General features: G+C 66.8%; 21 protein-coding genes and 1 tRNA gene. 8 read left to right on the top strand and 14 right to left on the bottom strand.

All coding sequences use genetic code 11. From position 1 onward, the window contains the following. Positions 1-4: 4 nt before the first annotated feature. The gene (locus BW971_RS16380) at positions 5-1318 is read left to right on the top strand and encodes a L,D-transpeptidase (RefSeq protein ID WP_234974437.1); all 1314 of its coding nucleotides are present in this window, start codon (positions 5-7) and stop codon (positions 1316-1318) included. Positions 1319-1336: 18 nt separating this feature from the next. On the opposite strand, the gene BW971_RS16375 is transcribed toward BW971_RS16380, so the two are convergent. The 5 genes from BW971_RS16375 to BW971_RS16355 all read right to left on the bottom strand — a co-directional run bounded on the left by BW971_RS16375 (position 1337) and on the right by BW971_RS16355 (position 8270). Beyond that, on the bottom strand, positions 1337-3313 hold the full coding sequence (locus tag BW971_RS16375; RefSeq protein ID WP_076481664.1) for an acyl CoA:acetate/3-ketoacid CoA transferase: 1977 nt from the start codon (positions 3311-3313) through the stop codon (positions 1337-1339). Positions 3314-3409: 96 nt separating this feature from the next. Next, on the bottom strand, positions 3410-4252 hold the full coding sequence (gene phaZ, locus BW971_RS16370) for a poly(3-hydroxyalkanoate) depolymerase (RefSeq protein ID WP_076481661.1): 843 nt from the start codon (positions 4250-4252) through the stop codon (positions 3410-3412). Beyond that, positions 4249-5943 (bottom strand): PHA/PHB synthase family protein, encoded by a 1695-nt coding sequence (locus tag BW971_RS16365; RefSeq protein ID WP_076481659.1) that lies wholly within the window; start codon positions 5941-5943, stop codon positions 4249-4251. Before BW971_RS16365 ends, phaZ begins: the two co-directional genes overlap by 4 nt. Continuing rightward, positions 5940-7439 (bottom strand): long-chain-fatty-acid--CoA ligase, encoded by a 1500-nt coding sequence (locus BW971_RS16360; protein ID WP_076481657.1) that lies wholly within the window; start codon positions 7437-7439, stop codon positions 5940-5942. The genes BW971_RS16365 and BW971_RS16360 overlap by 4 nt, the downstream gene beginning before the upstream one ends. A 57-nt stretch (positions 7440-7496) precedes the next feature. After that, positions 7497-8270: a GPR1/FUN34/YaaH family transporter gene (locus tag BW971_RS16355; protein WP_076481654.1), complete on the bottom strand. Its 774-nt coding sequence runs from the start codon at positions 8268-8270 to the stop codon at positions 7497-7499. A 198-nt stretch (positions 8271-8468) separates the two neighbouring features. Here BW971_RS16355 and BW971_RS16350 point away from each other — a divergent pair, with 198 nt between their 5' ends. Beyond that, positions 8469-9671 (top strand): PucR family transcriptional regulator, encoded by a 1203-nt coding sequence (locus BW971_RS16350; RefSeq protein WP_076481652.1) that lies wholly within the window; start codon positions 8469-8471, stop codon positions 9669-9671. Between the two features lie 14 nt (positions 9672-9685). Here BW971_RS16350 and BW971_RS16345 read toward each other — a convergent pair whose 3' ends face one another. Then, positions 9686-10441: an SDR family NAD(P)-dependent oxidoreductase gene (locus BW971_RS16345; protein ID WP_076481646.1), complete on the bottom strand. Its 756-nt coding sequence runs from the start codon at positions 10439-10441 to the stop codon at positions 9686-9688. A 173-nt stretch (positions 10442-10614) separates the two neighbouring features. Between BW971_RS16345 and BW971_RS16340 the strand changes: the two genes are divergently transcribed. Next, positions 10615-11430: a transglutaminase-like domain-containing protein gene (locus tag BW971_RS16340; protein ID WP_076481642.1), complete on the top strand. Its 816-nt coding sequence runs from the start codon at positions 10615-10617 to the stop codon at positions 11428-11430. 38 nt (positions 11431-11468) lie between these two features. Here BW971_RS16340 and BW971_RS16335 read toward each other — a convergent pair whose 3' ends face one another. The 5 genes from BW971_RS16335 to BW971_RS16320 all read right to left on the bottom strand — a co-directional run bounded on the left by BW971_RS16335 (position 11469) and on the right by BW971_RS16320 (position 17877). Then, complete coding sequence (locus BW971_RS16335) at positions 11469-11876, bottom strand: VOC family protein (RefSeq protein ID WP_234974435.1); 408 nt, start codon at positions 11874-11876, stop codon at positions 11469-11471. Further along, positions 11873-14446 (bottom strand): trehalose-phosphatase, encoded by a 2574-nt coding sequence (otsB, locus tag BW971_RS16330; protein ID WP_076481636.1) that lies wholly within the window; start codon positions 14444-14446, stop codon positions 11873-11875. Before otsB ends, BW971_RS16335 begins: the two co-directional genes overlap by 4 nt. A gap of 68 nt (positions 14447-14514) precedes the next feature. After that, positions 14515-15972 carry an alpha,alpha-trehalose-phosphate synthase (UDP-forming) gene (locus BW971_RS16325; RefSeq protein ID WP_234974445.1) on the bottom strand — a complete coding sequence of 486 codons (1458 nt, stop codon included), beginning with the start codon at positions 15970-15972 and terminating at the stop codon, positions 14515-14517. Positions 15973-16062: 90 nt separating this feature from the next. Further along, a complete protein-coding gene (locus tag BW971_RS21715) occupies positions 16063-16230 on the bottom strand; it encodes a hypothetical protein (protein ID WP_200799457.1) in 168 nt (55 codons plus the stop codon). A gap of 39 nt (positions 16231-16269) precedes the next feature. Continuing rightward, positions 16270-17877, bottom strand: a complete 1608-nt coding sequence (locus BW971_RS16320; protein ID WP_076481630.1) for a threonine/serine exporter family protein — start codon at positions 17875-17877, stop codon at positions 16270-16272. 5 nt (positions 17878-17882) lie between these two features. Here BW971_RS16320 and BW971_RS16315 point away from each other — a divergent pair. Next, a tRNA-Thr gene (locus tag BW971_RS16315) sits at positions 17883-17954 on the top strand. Between the two features lie 205 nt (positions 17955-18159). Here BW971_RS16315 and BW971_RS16310 read toward each other — a convergent pair. Continuing rightward, positions 18160-18681, bottom strand: a complete 522-nt coding sequence (locus BW971_RS16310; RefSeq protein ID WP_076481627.1) for a hypothetical protein — start codon at positions 18679-18681, stop codon at positions 18160-18162. 64 nt (positions 18682-18745) lie between these two features. Between BW971_RS16310 and BW971_RS16305 the strand changes: the two genes are divergently transcribed. From BW971_RS16305 to BW971_RS16295, 3 genes are read left to right on the top strand one after another with little or no spacing between them, the layout of a single operon-like run. Continuing rightward, positions 18746-19213, top strand: coding sequence for a MarR family transcriptional regulator (locus tag BW971_RS16305; protein WP_076481625.1), 468 nt, complete (start codon positions 18746-18748; stop codon positions 19211-19213). 9 nt (positions 19214-19222) lie between these two features. Beyond that, on the top strand, positions 19223-19624 hold the full coding sequence (locus tag BW971_RS16300) for a RidA family protein (protein ID WP_076481622.1): 402 nt from the start codon (positions 19223-19225) through the stop codon (positions 19622-19624). A gap of 7 nt (positions 19625-19631) precedes the next feature. Further along, a complete protein-coding gene (locus BW971_RS16295; protein WP_076481620.1) occupies positions 19632-20789 on the top strand; it encodes a winged helix DNA-binding domain-containing protein in 1158 nt (385 codons plus the stop codon). 5 nt (positions 20790-20794) lie between these two features. On the opposite strand, the gene BW971_RS16290 is transcribed toward BW971_RS16295, so the two are convergent. After that, positions 20795-21007, bottom strand: coding sequence for a hypothetical protein (locus BW971_RS16290; RefSeq protein ID WP_076481617.1), 213 nt, complete (start codon positions 21005-21007; stop codon positions 20795-20797). A gap of 5 nt (positions 21008-21012) precedes the next feature. Continuing rightward, complete coding sequence (locus tag BW971_RS16285) at positions 21013-21606, bottom strand: ArsR/SmtB family transcription factor (protein ID WP_076481614.1); 594 nt, start codon at positions 21604-21606, stop codon at positions 21013-21015. A 131-nt stretch (positions 21607-21737) separates the two neighbouring features. On the opposite strand from BW971_RS16285, the gene BW971_RS16280 reads away from it, so the two are divergent. After that, positions 21738-22436, top strand: a complete 699-nt coding sequence (locus tag BW971_RS16280; protein WP_076481611.1) for a response regulator transcription factor — start codon at positions 21738-21740, stop codon at positions 22434-22436. Positions 22437-22456: the final 20 nt, after the last annotated feature.

Genomic DNA, 22456 nt, shown 5'->3' with positions numbered 1-22456 from the left:
CATCATGACCGATGAAGCCCGCCACTTCCGTATGTCCCGACGGGGCGTTCTGTCCGCGGTGGCCGTGGGGGCGCTCGGGGCCGTGGCCGCGGCGTGCAGCAAGGACGGCACGAAGACCACCACGGCGGGGACCAGCGCGAAGAAGCCCGACCCGGTGGCCTCGATCAGCTACACCCCCGATCCGAAGAAGGAGTCGGCCCCCAATCCGACGACGAAGTTCGCGGTCACCGTTGACAAGGGTGTGCTGAATCCCGACGTCAAGCTGCTGAACTCACGCGGCACCGCGGTCAAGGGGGAGCTGTCGGAGGACCAGAAGACCTTCACCATCTCCGAAGCGCTCGGCTACGACGTGGAGTACACCTGGGCCGGGTCGGCGATGGGTGAGGATCGACAGACGGTCCCGATCGATGCGAAGTTCACCACGCTGAACCCGTCGAGTCAGGTCAACGTGGTGCTCAACATCGGTGACGGCCAGGAGGTCGGTGTCGCCGCGCCGCTGATCCTGAAGTTCGACTCCACCGTCAACGACAAGAAGGCGGTGGAGCGCGCGTTGACGGTGACCACCGAGCCGAAGACCGAGGGCAGTTGGGCCTGGCTCGGCGAGGACAACGGGTCGCGCGCGCACTGGCGCACCAAGGAGTACTTCGCACCGGGCACCAAGGTGTCGATGGCGGGCAAGCTCTACGGGCTCGACCATGGTGACGGCGCGTACGGCGCCGCCGATGTCACCGTCGATTTCACCGTCGGCCGTAACCAGGTGGTCAAGGCGGAGGCGTCCTCACACCAGATCGTGGTGGTCCGCGACGGAGCGACCCTGATGACGCTGCCGTGCAGCTACGGCGAGGGTGACCTCGACCGCAACGTGACCCGCAGCGGCATCCACGTGGTCAGCGAGAAGCACGAGGACTTCTACATGAGCAACCCGGCCGCCGGGTATTTCAACGTGCATGAACGGTTCGCGGTGCGGATCTCCAACAACGGTGAGTTCATCCACGCCAATCCGGAGACCGTCGGCGTCCAGGGCTCGTCGAATGTGACCAACGGCTGCATCAACCTCTCACTCGACAGCGCCCAGCAGTATTTCGCGACTGCCGTCTACGGCGACCCGGTGGAGGTCACCGGCACCCGGATCGACCTCTCCGAGGCCGACGGTGACATCTATGACTGGATCTACGACTGGGACACCTGGACCGGTATGTCCGCGCTGGCCGGCGAACCCGACACCTCCAGCGCCCCGGCGACGCCGTCGGACGCTCCGCAACTCTCTGGCACGTCCTCGTCACCGTCGCCGACGCCGTCCGCGGCACCCGTGGGCTGACGAGGACGCCCGTCCGATCTACCGTCGGCCGACAGCGGCCACGTGCGCGGTTGCGTCCGAACGGTTCTCGAACAGATGAGGAGCGACCCCGCGGCTGGCGAGATGGTCGTGCAGCTTCAGTCTCATGAAGGAACTCGTCGTGTACCGCGACGCGGACAGGTAGAAGCGGTTCGTGAAGTCGTCGGCCGAGGCGACGTACAGGTCGTAGAGATCGTCGGGTAGTCGGAAGTTGTCGTAGTTCGCCACGAGATGCACCTTGTTCCCGATGGCCTCCAGCCGACTCTCCAACTCGTCCCGGACGTGCCCGACCTCGTCGGCCGTGCTCAACGTCATCCCTTCCATGTTGAGGAAGAAGATGTTCCGGCCCTCGTCGTAGACGAAGCGGGCGTCGAGCGGGACGGTTGTCAGATCGTCCTTGAGCCCCATCGTCGCCGCCGCGAACAGCCTGGCATCCATCAGCTTCGGCGTGCCACGGACGATGGGCGTGAACTGCATGTGGGCCAGGATGTCGGTGTCCAGGTCGAGGCCGGGCGCGACCTCGGTCAACTCCAGCCCGTCCTCGGTCAGCAGGAACACGCAACGATCGGTGATGTAGAGGACCGATCGTCCGAGCTCGGACGCCCGCACGCCGCTGAAGGTCCGCTGTTCGACCTGCTCCACGAACTTCGTGTGCCCCGGTTCGTCGGATGCGACGAGTCGGCCGTTCTGGACCGTTGTCCGCGATGGGGCGAGGAAGGTGCCGAGGAAGAACAGCTGTTTGGAATTCTGGCTGATGTTGATGAATCCGCCTGCGCCGGCCAGCTTCGGGCCGAAGCGACTGACGTTGACGTTGCCCTCACGATCGACCTCCGCCATCCCGAGGAACGCGGCGTCGAGCCCGCCGCCGTCGTAGAAGTCGAACTGATACGGCTGGTCGATGATCGCGTGGGCGTTGACTGCCGCACCGAAATCCAAGCCGCCCGCGGGTAATCCGCCGATGACACCTGGTTCGGCGGTCAGCGTGAGGAAATCGAAGATGTGCTCTTCCTTCGCCACCGCCGCGATGCCCTCGGGCATCCCGATCCCCAGATTGACGACACTGTTGGGACGCAACTCCAGTGCCGCGCGACGGGCGATGACCTTGCGTTCGCTGAGGGGGAGTGGTGCCACGGAACGCAATGGCACCCTGCGCATCTCACCACTGAATCCGGGAGCATACGGAGTCGCGAACGTCTGCCAGTGGTGTTCGGGCCTGCCGACCACCACGCAGTCGACGAGCACCCCGGGGATCTTCACCTCCCTCGGGTTGAGCTGTCCGGTCGCGGCGAGCCGCTCCACCTGCACGATGACGAGACCGCCTCGGTTGTGCACCGCGGTGGCGATGGACAGTGTCTCGAGGGTGAGGGCTTCGCGTTCCATCGATACGTTGCCGTCGGGGTCGGCGGTGGTGCCCCGCAGCAGCGCGACGTCCACCTCGAGTGCCTTGTAGAAGAGGTACTCACGACCGTCGATGGTCATCAGCTCCACGAGGTCGCGGCTGGTCCGCTCGTTCACCTTGCCGCCCCCGTGACGCGGGTCGACGAATGTACCGAGTCCGACGTGGGTGAGCAGGCCGGGTTTACCGGCTGCGGAGTCGCGGTACAGCTGTGCGAGAACACCTTGCGGCAGATTGTGCGCCTCGATCGCGTTCTCGATGGCCAGCTTCTGGATCGCCGGCGACATCCCGAAGTGACCGCCGACCGCGTGTGCGAGCATGCCGTCGTGGCAGATACGGTCGAGCCCACGTCCGCGACGGTCGCCCTGTGCGGTGGTGAAGACCAGTCCGAGGTCCCGCGGTGACTGGGTCGACAGGAAGCGCTCTTCCAGTGCGATGGTGAGTTCTTCGGGGAACCCGGTACCGCCGAATCCCTCGATGGCGAGGGTGTCGCCGTCGCGGATGAGCCGCACAGCCTCGGCCGCGGTGACCACTTTGTCCCGCGCCGAGGTCGGTAGCTGGGTGTCACTGAAGGACTGCATGACGTCTCCCTGAAGTCTGTGGTGGGTGGATGCGCTCGACCACTCGGCGTCGCACCCCGGTCGGCATGGTGTTGTCGGATGATCGAGGTGGCCGCGTCACGTGGTGTGGTCGCCTGTCGGCGGCGTATCACGGAGAAAGGCGCCGACCCGCGGACCCAGTTCTCCGGCCAGCGTGATCAGGCCGAGGTGACCGTCGGAGTACACGTGCAATTCCGCGTCGGGCAACAGGCGATGCATTATGCGCGCATTGACGAGCGGAATGATGGGGTCGTCGTCACCCGCGAGGATCAGTGTGGGTTGGCGGATCAACGGCAGCGCAGGAAGACTGCTCCAGCCCACCCCGGCGAGCAGTTGGAGTACGTATCCTCGCTTGGACCCCACCCGGGAGTGATCGTGTAAGAGGGTTTTGATCTGGTGAGGGTCGTCGCGCAACCGGCCACCGTAGAGTTCACCGGCAACGTTCACCGCGTATTCGGGATCACGGTACCGCTGGGGTGTGATCATCTTCCGCAGCACCTGTGGCCGTGCGGGCACCATCACCGATCCGGTCGCGGTGCTCGCGAGGACCAGCCGACGACACCGGCGAGGGTGCTGGAAGGCGATCTGTTGAGCGAGGGCGCCACCCCACGAGATGCCGAGAACGTCGAAACGGCCGTATCCCAGGGTCGTCATCAGGCGGGCGGTGAACGCCGCGAGCATGCCGAAGCTGTAGGGAAACCTCGGGTCGGGTGACGCCCCGACACCGGGGACGTCGAAGCGGATGATCTCTATTCGCTCGTCGACCGACTCCACGAACGGGTCGAGGAGGTCCAGACTGGCCCCGATCCCGTTGCACAGCAACAGTGGTGGTCCGGCGTCGGTTCCCGGACGGACGGCCACCCGGACGTCGTGGCCGAGGACGGTGATCCGTCGAAACTGTGACTGCACGGCAGGACTCATCTGTCGAACACGTAGGTGCCGGGGGCGTCGACGATGGGCTCGTGGTGGACGGACCCCAGCTCCTCGGGCGCGGGTTTCAGCTCACCGCAGCGTTGATCGAGCCACTCCGCGACGTCGGTCCACCAACTGCCCTGGTGGGTGGTGGCACCCTCCAGCCAGACCGTCGCATCCACACCGTGGTCGTCGTTGGTGCGGTAGGACGCCTTCGGGTTGTCCGGCGGGTTCACCAACGCGGCGATGTGGCCGCTGGTGGACAGGACGAATCGGCTCGAGCCACCGAGCAACCGGGTCGTCCGATAACAGTTCTCCCACGGCGTGATGTGGTCGGCGATCCCGGCCACGATGTAGCTGTCCACGGTCACCTTCCCCAGATCGATCGGCTGTCCCAGCACCGTCAACCGATTCGGTGTGGTCAGTGAGTTCTGCATCGCGACATCGACGAAGTCGGCATGTAATTGGGCCGTCATCCGGGTGGTGTCGGCATTCCAGAAGAGGATGTCGAACGCAGGGGGCCTCTTTCCCAGCAGATAGTTGTTGACCCAGTAGTTCCAGATCAGGTCTCCCGGCCGGAGCCACGCGAACACCTCGGCCAGGGCCCTGCCGTCGAGATACCCGGCCCGCGCGGACTTCGCCTTGGCCAGCCGCGCCAGTCGCGGGTCGCTCAGCGCGCTGATCGATCCGGCACCGGCGTTGTCGATGACGGTCACCGCGAAGACGAGGCCGGCCAACCGATCCTGGGTTCCGGTGGCCGCAAGGTGGGCCGCGGTGATGCCGGCCAAAATTCCTCCGGAACATATCCCGGCCAACACGACCTGGTCGTTCTCGGTGATCTCCTGCACCACGTCCAATGCCTCGAGGATGGCGGTGACGTAGCTGTCGAAGCCCCAATCGCGGTGTCGCGCGTCGGGATTGCGCCAGGAGATGACGAACATCTGCCTGCTGTGCGTGACACTGAACTCCACCAGGCTGCGACCGGGAGCCAGGTCGATGGCGTAGTACTTGTTGATCGTCGGTGGGACGATCAACACGGGGGTCTCATAGACCTCGTCGCACTGTGGCGCGAACTGGACGAGCTCGAGGACCTCGTTGCGGAACACCACCGCGCCCGGGGTCGCGGCGATGTTTCCACCGATGGTGAATCCCGAGGTGTCGACCATCTCGGGTACTCGCGGCGAGGACGCCAGATCCTTCACCAGACGACCACCGCCCCGGACGAGGCTCAGACCCGCCGTGTCGATCACCGCCTTCGCCGAGGCCGGATTGAGCAGCGGTACGTTGCTGGGCGAGGCGGCCTCGACGAGGTTCTCGACCAGGAAGGTCACCCGCTTGCGGTCCCGGGGATCGAGGTCGGCGTCCTCCACCAACTGATCGACGGTCCGTCCGCCGGCGAGATACACCTGGACCAGCCGACGCAGAAGGGGGTTCTCCGTCCAACCCGTGTCCGCGAATCGGCGGTCCCGTCGATGCGGACCGACCGTCGACGTTCCCACCGTGATCCGTGCCGTCTCCGCGACCAGACCCCCGAGATGACGCGCTGTCGTCCGGGGCCGGCGGGCCAGCGAGAGCACCCACTTCGCCGTCGAGACGTCGGGGACGAAACGGCGAAGGGGACCCAAGGCCGCTTCGATCAGCAGGACGTCGAGCGGAGCGGCCGTATCGGCCAGGCTCGTGTCGGCCCCGACCTCGGTCATCCCCGCACCTGCTCGGCTGCGTTCGGAACCACCAGATCACGCTTCTGGATCTTGCCGGTCGGGCCCTTGGGCATCTCGTCGAGGATCCACACCACGCGCGGGTATTTGTACGGTGCGACCCGCTCCTTGACGTAGGCGCGGATCTCCCCGGTGGTGGCACTCGTTCCGGGCCGCAAGACGACCGCGGCGCCGATCTCCTCACCCAACTCGGCGTGGGGGATACCGATCACCGCCGCCTCGGAGACGGCGGGATGCTCGTAGAGCACCTCCTCGATCTCCCGCGGGTAGACGTTGAAGCCGCCGCGGATCACCAACTCCTTCTTCCGGTCGACGATGTAGAAGAAGCCTTCCTCGTCGACCTTGCCCATGTCGCCGGTGGCGAACCATCCGTCCTCGGACTTGGCGGCCTTGGTCTCGTCCGGCTTACGCCAGTAACCCTTCATCACGTTGTGTCCGCGGATCGCGATCTCACCGACCTCGCCATCCGGAACGGGTGCCCCGTCGGCATCGACCACCCGCATCTCCACGCCGGTGACCGGCGTGCCGATCGATCCGGGTTTGCGTGCGGTGCCGGGGCGGTTGAAAGACGCCACCGGAGAGGTCTCGGAGAGCCCGTAGCCCTCGAGGACCTCACAACCGAAGACGGTCTCGAACCGACGCAGCACCTCCACCGGAAGTGCGGCGCCGCCCGACACGCACACACGGAGTGCGGGGAGAGAAGGAGGGTCGGCCACGGCGAGGAACGCGCTGTACATCGTGGGCACCCCGGCGAACACGGTCACGCCGTGCTGCGCCATCAGATTCAGTGCGGCCACGGGGTCGAAGCGCGACAGCAGCACCAATGTCGCTCCCACCGCCACCGTCGTGTTGAGGGTGACCGTCTGACCGAATGCATGGAAGAGCGGCAGCCCGCCGAAGACCACGTCGTCGGTGCTGATGTCCAACAGATCCGATTGGGTGACCTCGACGTTGCGGAGCAGATTGCTGTGGGTGAGTTCGGCACCTTTCGGCCGGCCGGTGGTCCCGGAGGTGTACAGGATCACCGCGGTGTCGTCTGCGGCGCGGTCGGCCACACCCTCGGACACCGGTCCCTGCGGCAGCTGTCCGGGTGCGACCGTCTCGTTGACGGCCTCACCACCCGAGCCGGCGATGCCCTTCTCCACCTCGTCCGTCGTGGTGTGCCAGGAGAAGAGCAATCGAGCACCGGAATCACTCAGGTAGTACTCCACCTCCCGGGCCTTCAACAACGGATTCATCGGGACCACGACTGCGCCGGCGCGCAGGACACCGAAATACACGGGGGCGAACTCGACGACGTTCGGCAGCATGACACCGACCCGGTCTCCGGGCCCGATGCCCCGTTCCGCCAACAGACCCGCGATCCGTTTGCCTGCGGTGTCGAGCTCCGCGTAGCTGACCGAGACGTCGTCCAGGATGAGTGCGGTCCCCTCGGACTCGCGCGCGGCGGAATCGGCCAGGGTCTCAGCGATGTTCATTGTCGTTCTCCTGATGTGAAGTGGTGCCGGTGCGGGGTCCATCCGACGTCGGTGCGGTCATTCCCCCGGCGTGGGTTCGGCGGCGGTCACTTCCTTGCCGAACAGCCAGAACAGCCCGGCCGCCGCGACGATCGCGAAGTATCCGGCGGTACGCAGCAGCGTGACCGCGAGACCCAGGTCGGGTGTGGCCTGCTTGCCCTGGGACACGTCGAGGAGGGTGGAGGAGACGCTGTGGAAGGCCGAACCGAACAGGAAGATCACCACGATCACCGAGGCGAAGACGATGATCAGGGTGATGTTGCGGTCCAGGATCGGCCGGATCGCCAGGATGATCACCGGAACGGCGAGCATGAGTACGAACCAGGACAGCGACGCGGTGTGCCACCCGGTGACGTTGGCCTCGCGCAGCTTGGCGAGTGACTCCGCCGGCAGCGGCTGACCGTCGGACCCGGTCTGCAGGATCCGCGAATCCGTCTCCGCGGCAGGGTCGGTGTGCTGGATGACCAGGAAGAACCCGATGAGCCAGATCCCGAACACCGACATCGTCCACCCGGAGTGAGCGATGCCCTTGAGGAGGGCGAGCACGCCGCCGAGCAGCTCGGCGATACCGCCGATGAGCAAGGCGTAGGCCAGCGCTTCGCTGGTGGGCCCGGTCAGGGTGTCGGCCTCCACACCCACGAACCGCACGGCGAAGACGAGAAAAGAAAAACCGAATATCCCGAATGCGATGGGCAACGGATCGGCCATCGTCTCCGCCACGCCGCGAGGTGTGGTCACGGCGACCCCTCGTGTGTCACTCGTCGTGACCGGTACCTCGCTCGTGGCTGACATGGCGGTCTCCTTTGACGGTCCATATCGAACATCGGGTGTCCTGTGTCACATAGCATCGCAAGCTGTGACGGACCAGTCAGCGGTGGCGTGAACACCATCTCCGTCTGTCGGGTGTCGGCGCGGACACCCGGTCCGGCGACCGTCGTCACGCGACGGCCGGACTTGCATTCCGGCCGCGCCATGGCATAAGGACAACGCATGCCCGAGCCGACACCTCCGGTGCTCACCGCGATGACGCGCGAGGTGGTGCGTCGGGTCGCCGAAGTCCTTCCCGCGCTCACCGATCGGGTTCTCGACAGGATGCTCACCGACATTCCGCTGTACGGATCCGGTGCCGCGGGCGACAGGGCGGCGGTGCGTGGACGGCTGGCGGCCAACCTCTCGTCAGCCGTCCAGTCGCTCGACAGCAGGTCTCACGACCCGGGCCCGGCCGCCGAGACGGGGCGGGAGCGCGCACAACAGGAGGCAGCGCTCGCCGACGTGCTCGGTGCGTACCGACTCGCGTTCACCGAACTGTGGGACGAACTCGTGCGGGCATCGCACCTACCACCGGCGGTACCCGCCGCCGCTCTGGTGGACCTGTCGTCGGCCATCTTCTGGTTGCACAATGCCGAATCGGACGCGCTGATGAACGCGTTCCGCGACGAGACCCACCAGATACTGCTGACTCGCGAACGCGAACGTGCGGCGCTCGTCGACGTCCTCGTCACCCAGGATGTCGGCACCGGGACGCTGCTGCACGTCGCACGTTCACTCCGACTCCCGATGGAGGGGAGATTCGTGGTGGTGACCGGGGACAGCGAATTGGGCCGCGACCCCATGCCGCGGATCGCCTCGGCTCTGGCGGCGGTGGACGTCCGGTCGGTGTGGCGGCTGCGGCGCGAGACCAGCGTGGGTGTGTTGTCCCTACCCGAACGATCACACGACGCGGCCGTGTTCGACGTGCTCGCGCGTCATGCGACGGCGTCGGTGGGAGTCAGTCCCGTCTTCGGGCACCTGTCCCGGGCGCCATGGGCCCTCGAGCTCGCCCTCCTGGCCTTGCGACAGATCCGTGGTGAGACGGCGGTGCAGCAGTTCGACGACAACCCGCTCAACATCCTGCTCGCCGCCGCACCGCAGGTGTCGCTCGAGACCGCACATACCGTGCTCGGTCCGATCCTCGATCTCGGCGACGACCAGCGCGACCTGTTGGTGACAACGGTGAACGCCTGGGTGACAGCGGGCGGCTCGGCCGACGCGACCGCTGCGGCCCTGTACTGCCACCCCAACACGATCCGCAAACGTCTACGGAGAGTCGAGGACGCGACAGGGCGTGACCTCAGGCGCCCGGGTGACGTCGTCGAGGTGGTCGCCGCCTGCCGGGCATGGACCCAGTTGCATCCGCGCGGTCGAGTCGACTGAGCGCGGCACCCAGGTCAGCCGGTCCGGATGTTGCGGCGACCGTCGAGCTGGTCGCGCGGTTTGAGCACGACGAGGTCGAGGTCGACATGCGGGGGACGGGATGCGACGAATCCGATCACCTCGGCGACGTCGTCGGCGGTGAGCGGGGTCAGCCCGTCGTAGACGGCGTCCGCGCGTGCGGTGTCACCGTCGAATCGCACCAGGGAGAACTCGGTCTCGACCATGCCCGGCGCGATCTCGGTGAACCGCACGGGCGTGCCCAGCAGTTCCTTGCGCATGGTGCGGTGCAGCACCCCCTCGGCGTGCTTGGCCGAGGTGTAGCCCCCGCCGTTGTCATAGGTTTCCAGGGCGGCTATCGACGTGACGGTGACGATCAACCCGTCCCCGGAGTCGACGAGCTTCGGCGCCAGTGCACGGGTGACGCGCAGCGTGCCGAGCACGTTGGTCTCCCACATCCAGCGCCAGTCGTCGAGGTCGGCCTCGGCGACCGGAGCCAGCCCCTTGGCGCCGCCTGCGTTGTTCACCAGCACGTCGACCCGGGGGAGTCGAGCGCAGAACGCCTCGACCGACGCGTCGTCGGTGACGTCCAACGGCAGTGCTGTACCGGCGATCTCGGCCGCTACGTCGGCGAGTCGATCAACTCGCCGGGCACCGACGACGACGTGGAAACCTTGTCGGGCAAGGGTTCTGGCGGTTGCCGCGCCGATGCCGGAACTGGCCCCGGTGATGACGGCGACCTTGGTGTCGGGGGGGATCGGAACAGTGGTCATGGGTCTCGATCCTAGGTGGAGACCGTGGTGAGCGTCCGAACGGCCGGTGCGGGTCCGGTATGACCGACCACCACGGCCTAGGCTCTATCCGGACTCATCTCCTCACCGGAACTGCTGCGTGGTGACCCGCTGGGTCACCTGTGGACAGCGGCACCTCAGAAAGGTCGACACCGATGGACACCCCACCGCGCGAAGTCTCCTCCCGTCTCGACGTCACCGTCGCCAAGAAGACCGACCTGGAATTCCAGATCACCGTCGCCGCGGTGCCCGGCATCGGTGTCGACGAGGAGTTGACCGTGACGATCGACGGATCGCCGGTGGAGCCGGAGGAGGTGGTGACCGAGTCGGGCAACCGGATCCATCGGCTGCAGGTCGAGGACGATCACCGAGTGCTGGTGGACTACCACGCGGTGGTACACGCACCGGGTGAACCATTGGCGGTGACATCCCTGGACCGGTCCATCTACCTACGCCCCAGCCGATATGCCGAGGCGGACAAGTTCTTCGGGTTCGTCGCCGGTCAGTTCGACCTGTCCGAGGAACCCGGGGTGCTGCTGAACCGGGTCACCGATTTCGTGCGGTCGCGGTTGAATTACCTGCCCGGGGCCAGCGACCCCATCGATGGGGCCACCGACACGCTGCTCGCCAATGCGGGCGTCTGCCGCGACTTCGCGCATCTGGTGGTCGCATTGCTGCGAGCACTGAACATTCCCGCGCGCCTGGTGGCGGTATACGCGCCGGGTTGTCACCCGATGGACTTCCACGCCGTCGCCGAGGCGGTCATCGACGACGAGTGGGTGGTCGTCGACGCCACCGGGCTCGCCCCGCGGTCGTCGTTGGTGCGTATCGCCACTGGTCGCGATGCCGCCGACACCGCGTTCCTGGACAACCACGGTGGGAACATCACGATGAACTCCTACTCGGTCACCGCGATCACCCAGGGGCCGCTTCCCCAGGACGACGGGACCCAACGGGTCTCGATAGCCTGATCCGGGGTTCCGCGGGTGTCGGATCGCCCGCGGCGTTGCTACGAGGTGGACAGTGCGAGCTGCCAGGACACCCCGAATCGGTCCTCGACCCAACCGAACGTCCCGAATCCGTAGTCGTCGAGGGGCATGAACGGTGTCCCGTCCGCGGCGAGACCGTCGAAGACCCTGCGTTGCTCGTCGGTGTCGGCGAAGTCGACCCACAGGGAGACGGCAGGAGAGAAGTTCCAGTCGTGGGTGATGAAGCTGTCGCTGCAGCGGATCACCTGCCCCGCCACACTGAACTCGGCCACCTGTACCGAACCCTCCGGTCCGGGTCCGTCCGGACCGTGGCGGACGTCGGACACGATCGATCCGTCGGCGAACAGGGTGACGTAGAAGTCCATCGCGGCGGCCGCGCTCTGGCCCCGGCCGGGTTGGAAGGTCAGGAAGGGCACGATCCGGCTCACGCTTGTGCCCTCTCGGCGTCCAGCAGGTGGGCGCATCGCAGCAAACCGATGTGACTGTAGGCCTGCGGATGGTTGCCCAGCGACCTCTCGGCGACGGGATCGTATTCCTCCGACAGCAGACCGGTCGGTCCGGCCGCCTTGACCAACTGGTCGAACAGTGCCTCGGCGTCGCTGCGGCGGCCGATGAGCAGGTAGGCTTCCACCAGCCACGCGGCGCACAGATGGAAGCCGCCCTCACCACCGGGCAGCCCGTCGTCGTGGTGGTAGCGGTACACGGTCGCGCCGCTGCGGAGTTCGGCTTCGGTGGCGCGCACGGTCGCCGCGAACCGGTCGTCGGTGGGGTCGATGAGTCCCGACAACCCGATGTGCAGGGTGGCCGCGTCGAGGTCGGTGCCGTCGTAGGCGGCGGTGAACGAGCGCGCCTGGGAGTTCCATCCCTTGTCCAGCACCTGCGCGGCGATGACGTCACGAACCACCGACCAACCGGGCTCCACCTCGCGGCCGAAGTGCTCGGCGAGGCGCAATGCGCGGTCGACGGTCAACCAGCACATCACCTTCGAGTACACGTGGTGGCGGGGATTACCACGGATCTCCCAGATCCCGTGGTCGGGTTCGGACCAGCGCCGTTCCACGGCGTAGACCATGTTGATCACCAGATCCCAGTCGGCGTCCGACAGGGGGTGCTCGTGGCCCGCGGCCTCGCGAGCCAACGCCAACTGCGCGATCAGGTCGACGATCGGACCGAACACGTCGAGCTGCACCTGTTGGTTGGCGGCGTTGCCCACGCGCACCGGCCGCGATCCCGCGTAACCGGGCAGGCTGTCGATGACGGCCTCCGGGGGTAGTCCACTCCCGGCCAGCGAGTACAGCGGGTGCAGCCATTCCGGCCCGGTGACCGACCCCAGCACCCGGTGCAGCCAGCCGAGGTAACCCTCGGCCTCGTGATGCGACCCCACTGCCACGAGGGCGGAGGCGGTGAGGGCCGCGTCGCGCAACCAGCAGTAGCGGTAGTCCCAGTTCCGCACCCCGCCGATCTCCTCCGGCAGCGAAGTGGTCGCCGCGGCGAGGATCGACCCGGTGTCGGCGTGTACCAGTCCACGCAGCGTCAGCGCCGATCGCTTCATCAGGTCCGGCTTGATCCGCGGCAGGGTCAGCTCGGCGGCCCAACTGCTCCAGTAGTCCTCCGACACCGCGCGGCGCTGCACCTCGCTGCGCTCCTCCTCGCCGAGGTAGTCGGAACCGCAACGCAGTTCCAGGACCACCGGGCCGTGCGAGGGGTCGACCTTCGCCCAGGCGCGCTGGTAGAAGCGGTCGGTGTCGATGTGCCAGGTGACCCCGGGCGCACGCAGCACGATGGGCTCGTTGGAGCCATGGATGCGCAACCCGTCGACGTCGGCCTCGAGCTGCACGCTCACCTGACCGAACTCGGGGCGGGGCGAGAACTGGACCAACGCGGGGGAGTCACCGGTGATCACGCGGATCACGTCGGTGCGGCCCGGCGGGGTGTCGTGCGGTAGGTAGTCGGTGACCTCGAGACTGGCCCATCGGGTGCGCACGGTCATGGTGCCGTCCACATACCGCTGGCTCTGCGGCAGCGGCGGCCGGCCCCCGCCCTCCACGTACGGTCGGACCGCGAACTCACCGCCGTCCTGGCTGCCCAACAGGCTGGCGAAGATGGCAGCGGAGTCCGGCTCGGGATGACACAGCCAGCAGATCACGGCGTCGGGGGTTATCAGCCCCACCGATCGCGGCGACGCGAGCATGGTCAATCGCTCGATGGGAGGTGCGGCCGCACCCCGCAACCAGGTGAGACGTTCCTCGTACAGAAATGCCAGTGCGGTGGCCACGTCTTCGGGACTGCTCACCCGGTAGGCGGCGAGGGTGTCGCCGTCGCCGACCTTCACCCCGAAATCCGGGCCGTGCAATCGCCGGAACGCCTTCTCGTCGGTCACGTCGTCGCCGAAGAAGATGGCCGCCTGTGCGCCGGCCTGATGCCGCAGGATGTCCAGTGCCTGCCCCTTGTCGGTGCTGATCACCGCGAGCTCGATCACCGACTTGCCCTCGGTGACCTGCACCCCGTCCCAGGTGGCGGGGCCGGTGCGGACCCGGTGCAGCGCGGCTTCGCTGTCGGTGGCCGCGGCGTTGCGCACGTGCAGCGCGGTGCTGGCCGGTTTGGTTTCCACGGTCACACCGTCGTAATCGGCGGCGACGGCTTTCAGTTCGCCGACCACGGTGTCGAGGAGTTCGGTCGCCTTCTCACCGATCTCGTGGACGAAGCCCACGTCGAACTCACTGCCGTGGCTGCCCACGAGATGCACCTCGGCGGGCAGGCGCGACAACGTGGCCAGATCGCGCAGCGCGCGTCCGGAAATCACTGCGGCCGTGGTCGAATCGAGATCGGCCAACGCGCGCATCGCCCGCACCGAGTCCGGGTTGGGCCGGGCGTCGGACGGGCGGGAGACGATAGGGGCCATGCAGCCGTCGTAGTCCGACGCCACCAACAGACGGGGCGTACGGGCGATGCCGGTCAGGGCGCGGCGCAGATCGGACGGTAGGTCGAGGGCACTCACCGGTCGAGTCTAAAACCGCCGACCGGTCGCGGGTGCACCGGAGTGACGTACCCGTCGACGGCGATCGGTCAGTCCTGGGGGTCCTCGCTGTCGGGGACCAGATCGAGTCCGCGGTTCGGGCCGTAACTGACCTCGGTGTCGGCGCCCAGGGCGCCCAGGAAGCTCTTGGCCCAGCGGCTCACGTCGTGGGCCAGCACCTGCCTGCGCAGCGACCGCATCCGGCGCCGACCCTCGTCGGGGTCCTGTTCCACGGCGCTGAGGATCGCGTCTTTGACGCCCTCCAGGTCGTACGGGTTGGCGATGTAGGCGGAACGCAGTTCGGCTGCCGCGCCGGTGAATTCGCTGAGAACCAGGGCGCCGCCGAGGTCGCTGCGGCAGGCGACGTACTCCTTGGCCACCAGGTTCATCCCATCCCGCAAAGGTGTCACCAGCATCACGTCGGCGGCGACGTAGAACGAGATCAGCTCATCCCGAGGCACCGGACGATGGATGTACTGCACGATCGGTCGACTCACCGAACCGTAACGGCCGTTGATGTTGCCGACCAACTGCTCGATGTCGGCACGCATCTGCACATAGCTGTCGACCCGTTCGCGGCTCGGGGTGGCCAACTGGATCATCGCCACCTCGTCGGGGTCGACCCGGTTCTCGGCGAGCAGTTCGCTGAGGGCTCGCAAGCGGACGTCGATGCCCTTGGTGTAGTCGAGGCGATCCACGCCCAACAGGATCTTCCTCGGGTTGCCGAGTTCGGCGCGGAGTTCCTCGGCGCGACCTCGGACGGTGCGGCTCTTGGACTTGCCATCCATGTCGCCGGAGTCGATCGAGATGGGGAAGGCGCCCACCCGGACGGTGCGGAATCCCACCTGCACCACACCGAATTTGGCTCGCACCCCGACGGACCCCTTGGAGGTGGCCTGACCGGCCAGCCGTCGGGCCAGGTACAGGAAGTTCTGCGCACCGCCGGGTAGGTGGAAACCGATGAGGTCGGCACCGAGCAGGCCCTCGACGATCTCCGTGCGCCAGGGCAGTTGCATGAACAACTCGACCGGTGGGAACGGGATGTGCAGGAAGAATCCGATGCGCAGATCGGGCCGCAGCATGCGGAGCATCTTGGGAACCAGCTGCAGCTGATAGTCCTGTACCCACACCACCGCGTTCTCCGCGGCGGCCTCGGACGCCGCCTCGGCGAACCGCCGGTTCACCTCGACGTAGGTGTCCCACCACTCGCGGTGGTACTCCGGCTTGACCAGCACGTCGTGATACAACGGCCAGAGCGTCGCATTGGAGAATCCCTCGTAGTACTCAGCGATCTCCGACGTCGACAGCGGTACCGCGTGGATCTGCAAGCCGTCGATCTCCGGATCCTCGGCGGAGTCGGGAACCCCCGACCACCCCACCCAGGCTCCGGTGTGCGACCGCAGGATCGGTTCCAACGCGGTCACCAGACCGCCGGGGCTGCGCTTCCAACGGATGGTGCCGTCGGGCAGCGTCTCCTTGTCTACGGGAAGTCGGTTGGCGACGACCACGAAATCGGCACGTTGCCGGTCGCTGACGGCAGTGGCGGGATCGTTCTGCTGCGGGGTGCGGGACGTGTGTGACCTCGTGGCCGACACGGATCAGGCTTCGCCCGGGGCGATCCCCAGCATCGCCAGCAGCATCCGGCACTCGTCCGCATCCGTCGCGTAGGCGGCGACCACGCGGCGCGCAGAGCTCGCGGTCTCGTCGGCGACGGGAGGCAGTTCCTCTTCGCCGATCTCGGTCTTGTCACTCGTCTTCGCTGGCATGGTTCCTCGTCATCACAATCCGTGGGGCTGGTCCATCACTTACTCTATCCGCTCGGCCGACGACTTCTGACCGGCTGTGGGCCCATGTGACGACGACCGGGGGCCGCGATTCGGCGACCGCATCTTCATCGGCATGGTCGGTGCCGAGGGGTCGACGGTGGTGTAGTGGCTGTAGATCTGCACCGGTGCCCGTTTGGGCATCAGTGATTTGGCAGACAGTCGCACCACCTGGGCCGGGCGTGCCGGGATTCGCGGACGGCGCAGGGTGCGGGCGAGGAACTCACCGAGCGTGACGCCCGCGGCCAGCGCGCAGGCGGTGGCGGTGGCGGCGACGAGACCCGAGATACCGTCGACGGTCTGGTCGTTGAGGAAGCCGTAGAGGCCGCGGTAGATGGCGAAACCAGGGAGCAACGGGGTGATGGCCGCCACCGCGACCACCTGTGGCGGTGTCAGCGCGCGTCGGGCCAACAGGCCGCCGCCGAGGCCGATCACTGCCGCGCCGACGCCGGCTGCGACCACCGGTCCACCGCTGGCCGACTCGATGCTGACCACCACCAGCACACCGAACGCCGCGCCCACGAACGAGATCGCCAGGGCGCGCCCCTCGGCGTAACTGGCCAGTGCGAACGCCGCGGCGGCCACACCACCGGCGATCACCTTGACCGTGGTGTCGGAGAACTCCGCCGAGGTAGAGGTGGAGATGGTGGGCAGGGTGATGCCCGATGCGGCGATCACCCGCAGGGCGATGGCCACTCCGGCGATGATTCCGCCGGTCATGATGATCAGCTCGAAGAATCGTGCCACGCCGGTGATGGGGGCGCCGGTGATCGCGTCCTGCACCGAGCCGACCAGAGACAACCCGGACAGCAGCACCGTGATACCGGCCGCGATGACCTGCGACGGCGACACGTAGTGGCCCATCGACTCGGCTATTCGGTAGACCACCGCCGCCGGGATGACCGCGATGAAGCCGCCGGCGAGTTGCTGGAAGAAGATGGGGGTTCCGACACGGTTGAGCAGACGGTTCACGCGGTCGATCACCGCGGTGGTGACGAATGCCACCGCGGCCATGAGCACGCCACCACCCAGCAGCATGGAGATCGCCGCGGCCATGGTCGCCCAGGCCAGGGTGGCGATCCACCGGCGGTAGGGGTGCGGGGCGGCCGTGATGAGGTCGATGACCGCATGAGCCTCGTCGGGTTCGATGGCGTGGTTGCGGATTCGGCGCACCAGCCGGTCCACCTGGGCGAGGCGGGTGAAGTCCAGAGAGCGATAGCGCACGGTGCGCATGGCGTTCACCGGGGGTAGCGAGGATCCGCGGTGTGCACTGGCCCAGATGGTGCTGTAGGTGACATCGACGTCCACGTCGTCCACGCCGAAGACGCTTGCCACGAACTGCACCTGCTGCGCGGTGTCCACCGCACCGGTGCCCGCGTCGAGCAGGACCGAACCGACCTTGCTGGCCAGGTCCAAGACCTCGGTGACCGCGCCGTCGTCACGCAGATCGATCGGTTGCCGCGGCGATACCGCCGAGGCATTCGGGTCGATCGTGTCCATCGTGGCACGCCGGGTACCGAGCAATTTGTCGGAGAGTCCGGTCGTCGACGCGCGCAGGCGTTGAGTCAGGTTGCCGTTATACTCGCCCACGCGTCGCCTCCTTAGCTCAGTGGTAGAGCACTCGCCTTGTAAGCGAAAGGTCGTCGGTTCAATCCCGACAGGGGGCTCAAGTGCTCTGTCCGTGCCCGGTTTCGGACACGTGATCGTCAGCGATATTACTCACCGTTCTCGACGCCGAGACTGTGAGATGGGCGTCAGCCGGCTGTGAGAGATGCGCGGCGGATCACCGGCCGGTCGGCGCGTGCCGCGATCGGTGCACGGGGGACGGTCGTCGTACGAGTCGGCTTCGCGGATCGTATGGGGCTCAACGTCTTATGGTCGATTCGGTGCTGGACCGGTGATGACTGCGTCGGTGTCGGGAATGCGACGTGTCCGTCGTCGCACGACGACGATCGCCGCGATTCGATTCACCGCGAAGGACACCAGCAGCGGCCCGGTCGCGGTTGCGAGGCCCGCCCCCAGCTCGACCGCCGCCACCATCGAACCGATGCGTATCACGACGAACAACCCCCACAGCCACACACCGTTGCCGGTGAGCTTGTACTGAACTCTCCCATCCACGGAACGAAATCGGGTGACGTGACCCATCGCGAGACCGGTGACCGTGACCATGACCAGCTCGGCGGCCATGACCCAGTCCGCAGCGTGCCACCGGTAGCCGGTCATGAAGTCAACCGTCGAATAGCCGACCCCGATCGCCAAGATGACCGCGGGCAGGCGCGCCATCCGTCCCGGGTCGGCCGTCCGCCACGCGAACTGTCGGATGATCAGAAACGCGACGCCTGTCGCGATGGCGACGTCGTCCACCACGTGATCGACGGTCATCCAGTACATCGGCGCCTCCCCAGACTCATCACAAGTGATGTAGTAAAAGTATCACTTGTGATCTACTAGGTGGATGCGCGCCGCTGAATTGCACCGCCTGGCCCGTCTACTTCGACAGATCGCGTTGGAAGCCACGGGAAATACCGGTTCCGACCGGGTGAACGCGGGTGAACTCGCAGTACTCGAGGATGTGGCACGGCATCCCGGGTCGACGGTGGCGGACATCGTGTCGCGGACAGGGCTCGCCCAGAGCCTCGTGTCGAGAATTGTTCACGCGGCGGCGGATGCGGGGGCGCTCACGGTCGTCCGTCAGGCCGATCGCCGCAAACTACGAATCGAACTGGCGCCGGCGACCCGTCGGTCGATCCTGCAGCGAGCCGACAACGATGTCGGAGATGCCATCGCGACGCACACGCCGATGTTGAGCCACAAGGATCGCGTGGCGTTGATTCGTCATCTCCGCGCTGCCTCGATGCTGCTGAGGCAGGGGACCGGCGACGCCACCCCTGTCTCCGGGGTGCCCGCCGACGGGCGGCCTTAGGATGCCACCATGGCGCACATCCAGCGAAACAGCCCCGATTCCCTGTTCGATGCCGGATTCACTTACAGCACAACGGTCGCGCCGGGGTCGCTGATCTTCACGGCGGGCGTGGCGCCGGTCGACGCCGACGGGACCACCGTCGCGCCCGGTGACGTGCAGGGGCAGACCATCCGGTGCCTGCAGAACCTGGGTGTCGTGCTGGAGGAGGCCGGTGCGACCTTGGCCGACGTGGTGAAGCTGACCGTCTACGTGGCCGAGAAGCTCCAGGTCGACCTCACGGTCGCCTGGGACGCGGTCGACGGTGCCTTCGACGGCAATCCTCCGCCCGGCAGCCTCCTCGGTGTTGCGGTGCTTCGCCACGACGACCAGGTCGTGGAGATCGAGGCCGTCGCCGCTGTGCCCGCCTCCTGAGGGACCGGTGTCCACACCGCGGGTCGACGATGCACAGCGGCGCGCGAGGCTGCTGCGTCGACACGGGTTCGCCGAGCCACGCCGCCCCGATGATCTCGTCGGCGTGTGCGACGCGATGATCGGACTGCACGCCACCACCCCGTCGACGGTGCATCTGTCGGCGTGGGCGCGGACCCGCGGGCCGGGTCCGGATCCGCAGCAGGTGGGTGATCTGCTCCATGAGCGTCGGGAGCTGGTGAAGCAGCTCGCCATGCGGCGGACGCTGTTCGTGGTCAGCCGCGAGGTGCTGCCCGACACGATCGGTGCGGTGGGGGCCAGGGTGGCCGGTACACAGCGGACGGCGATGGTGCGCGATCTGCGGCGCACCCCCGGCGTCACCGATCCCGACGAGTTGATCGATGCCGCCGCGCGGGTAGTCGTCGGCACCCTTGCCGATGGCGTGGCCCGCAGTGCCGCCGAACTGCGGCTGGCGACCCCGCAACTACAACTGCCTGCGATGCATCAGATGACGTCACGGGTGCTGAACATGCTGTCCGCGGCCGGACAGGTGGTGCGCGGTCCCAACGACGCCCCCTGGCATCGATCGCGCCCGCGATGGTCGTCGATGGCGGCCTGGCTGGGGTCCGAACCGGCGATCCCGGATGCGGCGACGGCTCTGCGAGCGATGGTGCGGCGGTGGCTGGCGACCTTCGGGCCGGGCACCGAGACCGATATCGTCTGGTGGCTGGGCAGCACCAAGGCTGCGGTGCGTGCCGCGCTGGCGGCGCTGGACGTGGCCGAGGTGGGACTCGACGACGGTCAGACCGGCTATCTGCTCGCCGATGATCTGGCCCCGGTGGACCCGGTGCCGCCCGGGGCGCTCCTGCTCCCCGAACTCGACCCCACGACCATGGGGTGGAAGCAGCGGGACTTCTACCTGGGCCCGCACGCGCCGGCGTTGTTCGACCGCAACGGCAACGGTGGGCAGACGGCATGGTGGGACGGTCGGGTGGTCGGCGGCTGGTTCCGCCGTGACGACGGTTCGGTGGGACTCCACCTGCTGGAGTCGCTGCCCCGGAACGCGCAGCGAGCACTGGCCGTACGCGCCGACGACCTCGCCACCTGGTTGGGCGAGGTGCGGCCACGTCCCAGCTTCCCCGCGCCGTTCATGGCCGACCTCGGTTGATCGGTTCAGGTCGGGTCATCCGCCGTCAACGCGCGACGCGCATCCACGACACCGCTGAGCGCGTCGGTCAGTTGTCGCCACGCCTGGTCCAGGCGGCGCTCGCGGTGACGCAATTCGGACTGGGCGTCGGCGACCCGTTCACGCTGTCGATGCAGCAGGTGATGGTCGCGGTCCTGCGCCTGGAGACGAAGGTGATCGGTCGGATCGATGATCGACATGGTGGTCAGATCTGGGTCGGGAAGCCGTGCATCAGGACCATCACCGTGGCAACGTCATCGGATTCTGCCGATGGCCCGCCGGTTCTGTACCGGTCGATGACGAGCTGCAGGTCGGCGTGCAGAGCCGCGGTCTGATCGGGTGTGAGTCGCATCATCGTGTCTGTGCTGAAGGCGGCGCGGACCCACTCGTCACCCCAGGAGCTCGCGGTCTGGTCGTACTCGCTCAGCCGCGACCAGTGATGGCCGCGCATGGCGGATTTGGCGGCGACCGTGACGGCAGTGGCACCCGGTGAATTGCCGAAATCCGTCTGCGACCACGAGAAACTGACCGGACTCGGTTGCCACCACCGTTGCCGTCTGTCCCCGTCGTCGATCGACGTCTCCTCGATGAAGCCATTGGCTGCCAGGTTTCGGAGGTGGTAGCTGACCGAGGCGGGTGATTCGTCCACGATCTCTCCCAGCTGAGTCGCGGTCATCGGTTCCCCGGACGCCTTGAGTGCATAGAACAGCCGGAGTCGAGTCGGATGTGACACCGCCTTCAACTCGGCAAGAGTCGACAGCTGCCTTCGTCGCCGGCGTGCGTCCTCGGGTGGTTCCATGCCCCGACGATAATTACGAAAGAATAGTTTCGCAATTATTTTTTCGAAACTGACGTGGCGGGCGGTCATTCACAGGAATCTCCCAGCCATCGAACAGCGGTACAGAAGGAAGCTGACACAATCTGGGTGTCATGACTGATACCGGACCCCGTGTGCTCGTCGTCGACGACGAGCCCAACATCCTGGAACTGCTGTCGGTGTCGCTGAAGTTCCAGCACTTCGAGGTGCAGACCGCCGACAGCGGACCCGCCGCGCTGGACAAGGCGCGTACGTTCCACCCCGATGCACTGGTTCTCGACGTGATGATGCCCGGGATGGACGGCTTCGGTCTGTTGCGTCGACTGCGGGCGGACGGCGTGGACGCCCCCGCGCTCTTCCTCACCGCCCGCGATTCGGTAGAGGACAAGGTCAACGGTCTGACCATCGGTGGCGACGACTACGTGACCAAGCCGTTCAGTCTGGAAGAGGTCGTCGCGCGTCTGCGGGTGATCCTGCGCCGTAACGGGTACTCCGAGGGCGAGAAGCAGTCGTCGCGCATCTCGTTCGCCGACATCGAACTCGACGACGACACCCACGAGGTGTGGAAAGACGGTGAGCTGGTCTCGCTGTCGCCCACCGAATTCACCCTGCTGCGCTACTTCATGATCAACGCGGGCACCGTGCTGTCCAAGCCGAAGATCCTCGATCACGTGTGGAATTACGACTTCGGCGGCGAGGTCAACGTCGTCGAGTCGTATGTCTCCTATCTGCGTCGCAAGGTCGACACCGGCGAGAAGCGCCTGATCCACACCCTGCGCGGTGTGGGATATGTGATGCGCGAACCCCGGTGACCACCAGCACCGAGGTACGA

The organism is Williamsia sterculiae (assembly GCF_900156495.1).
GTDB lineage: Bacteria > Actinomycetota > Actinomycetes > Mycobacteriales > Mycobacteriaceae > Williamsia_B > Williamsia_B sterculiae.
Note: the sequence above shows the minus strand (reverse complement) of the source record. Positions and strands in the feature narration are given on the sequence as shown.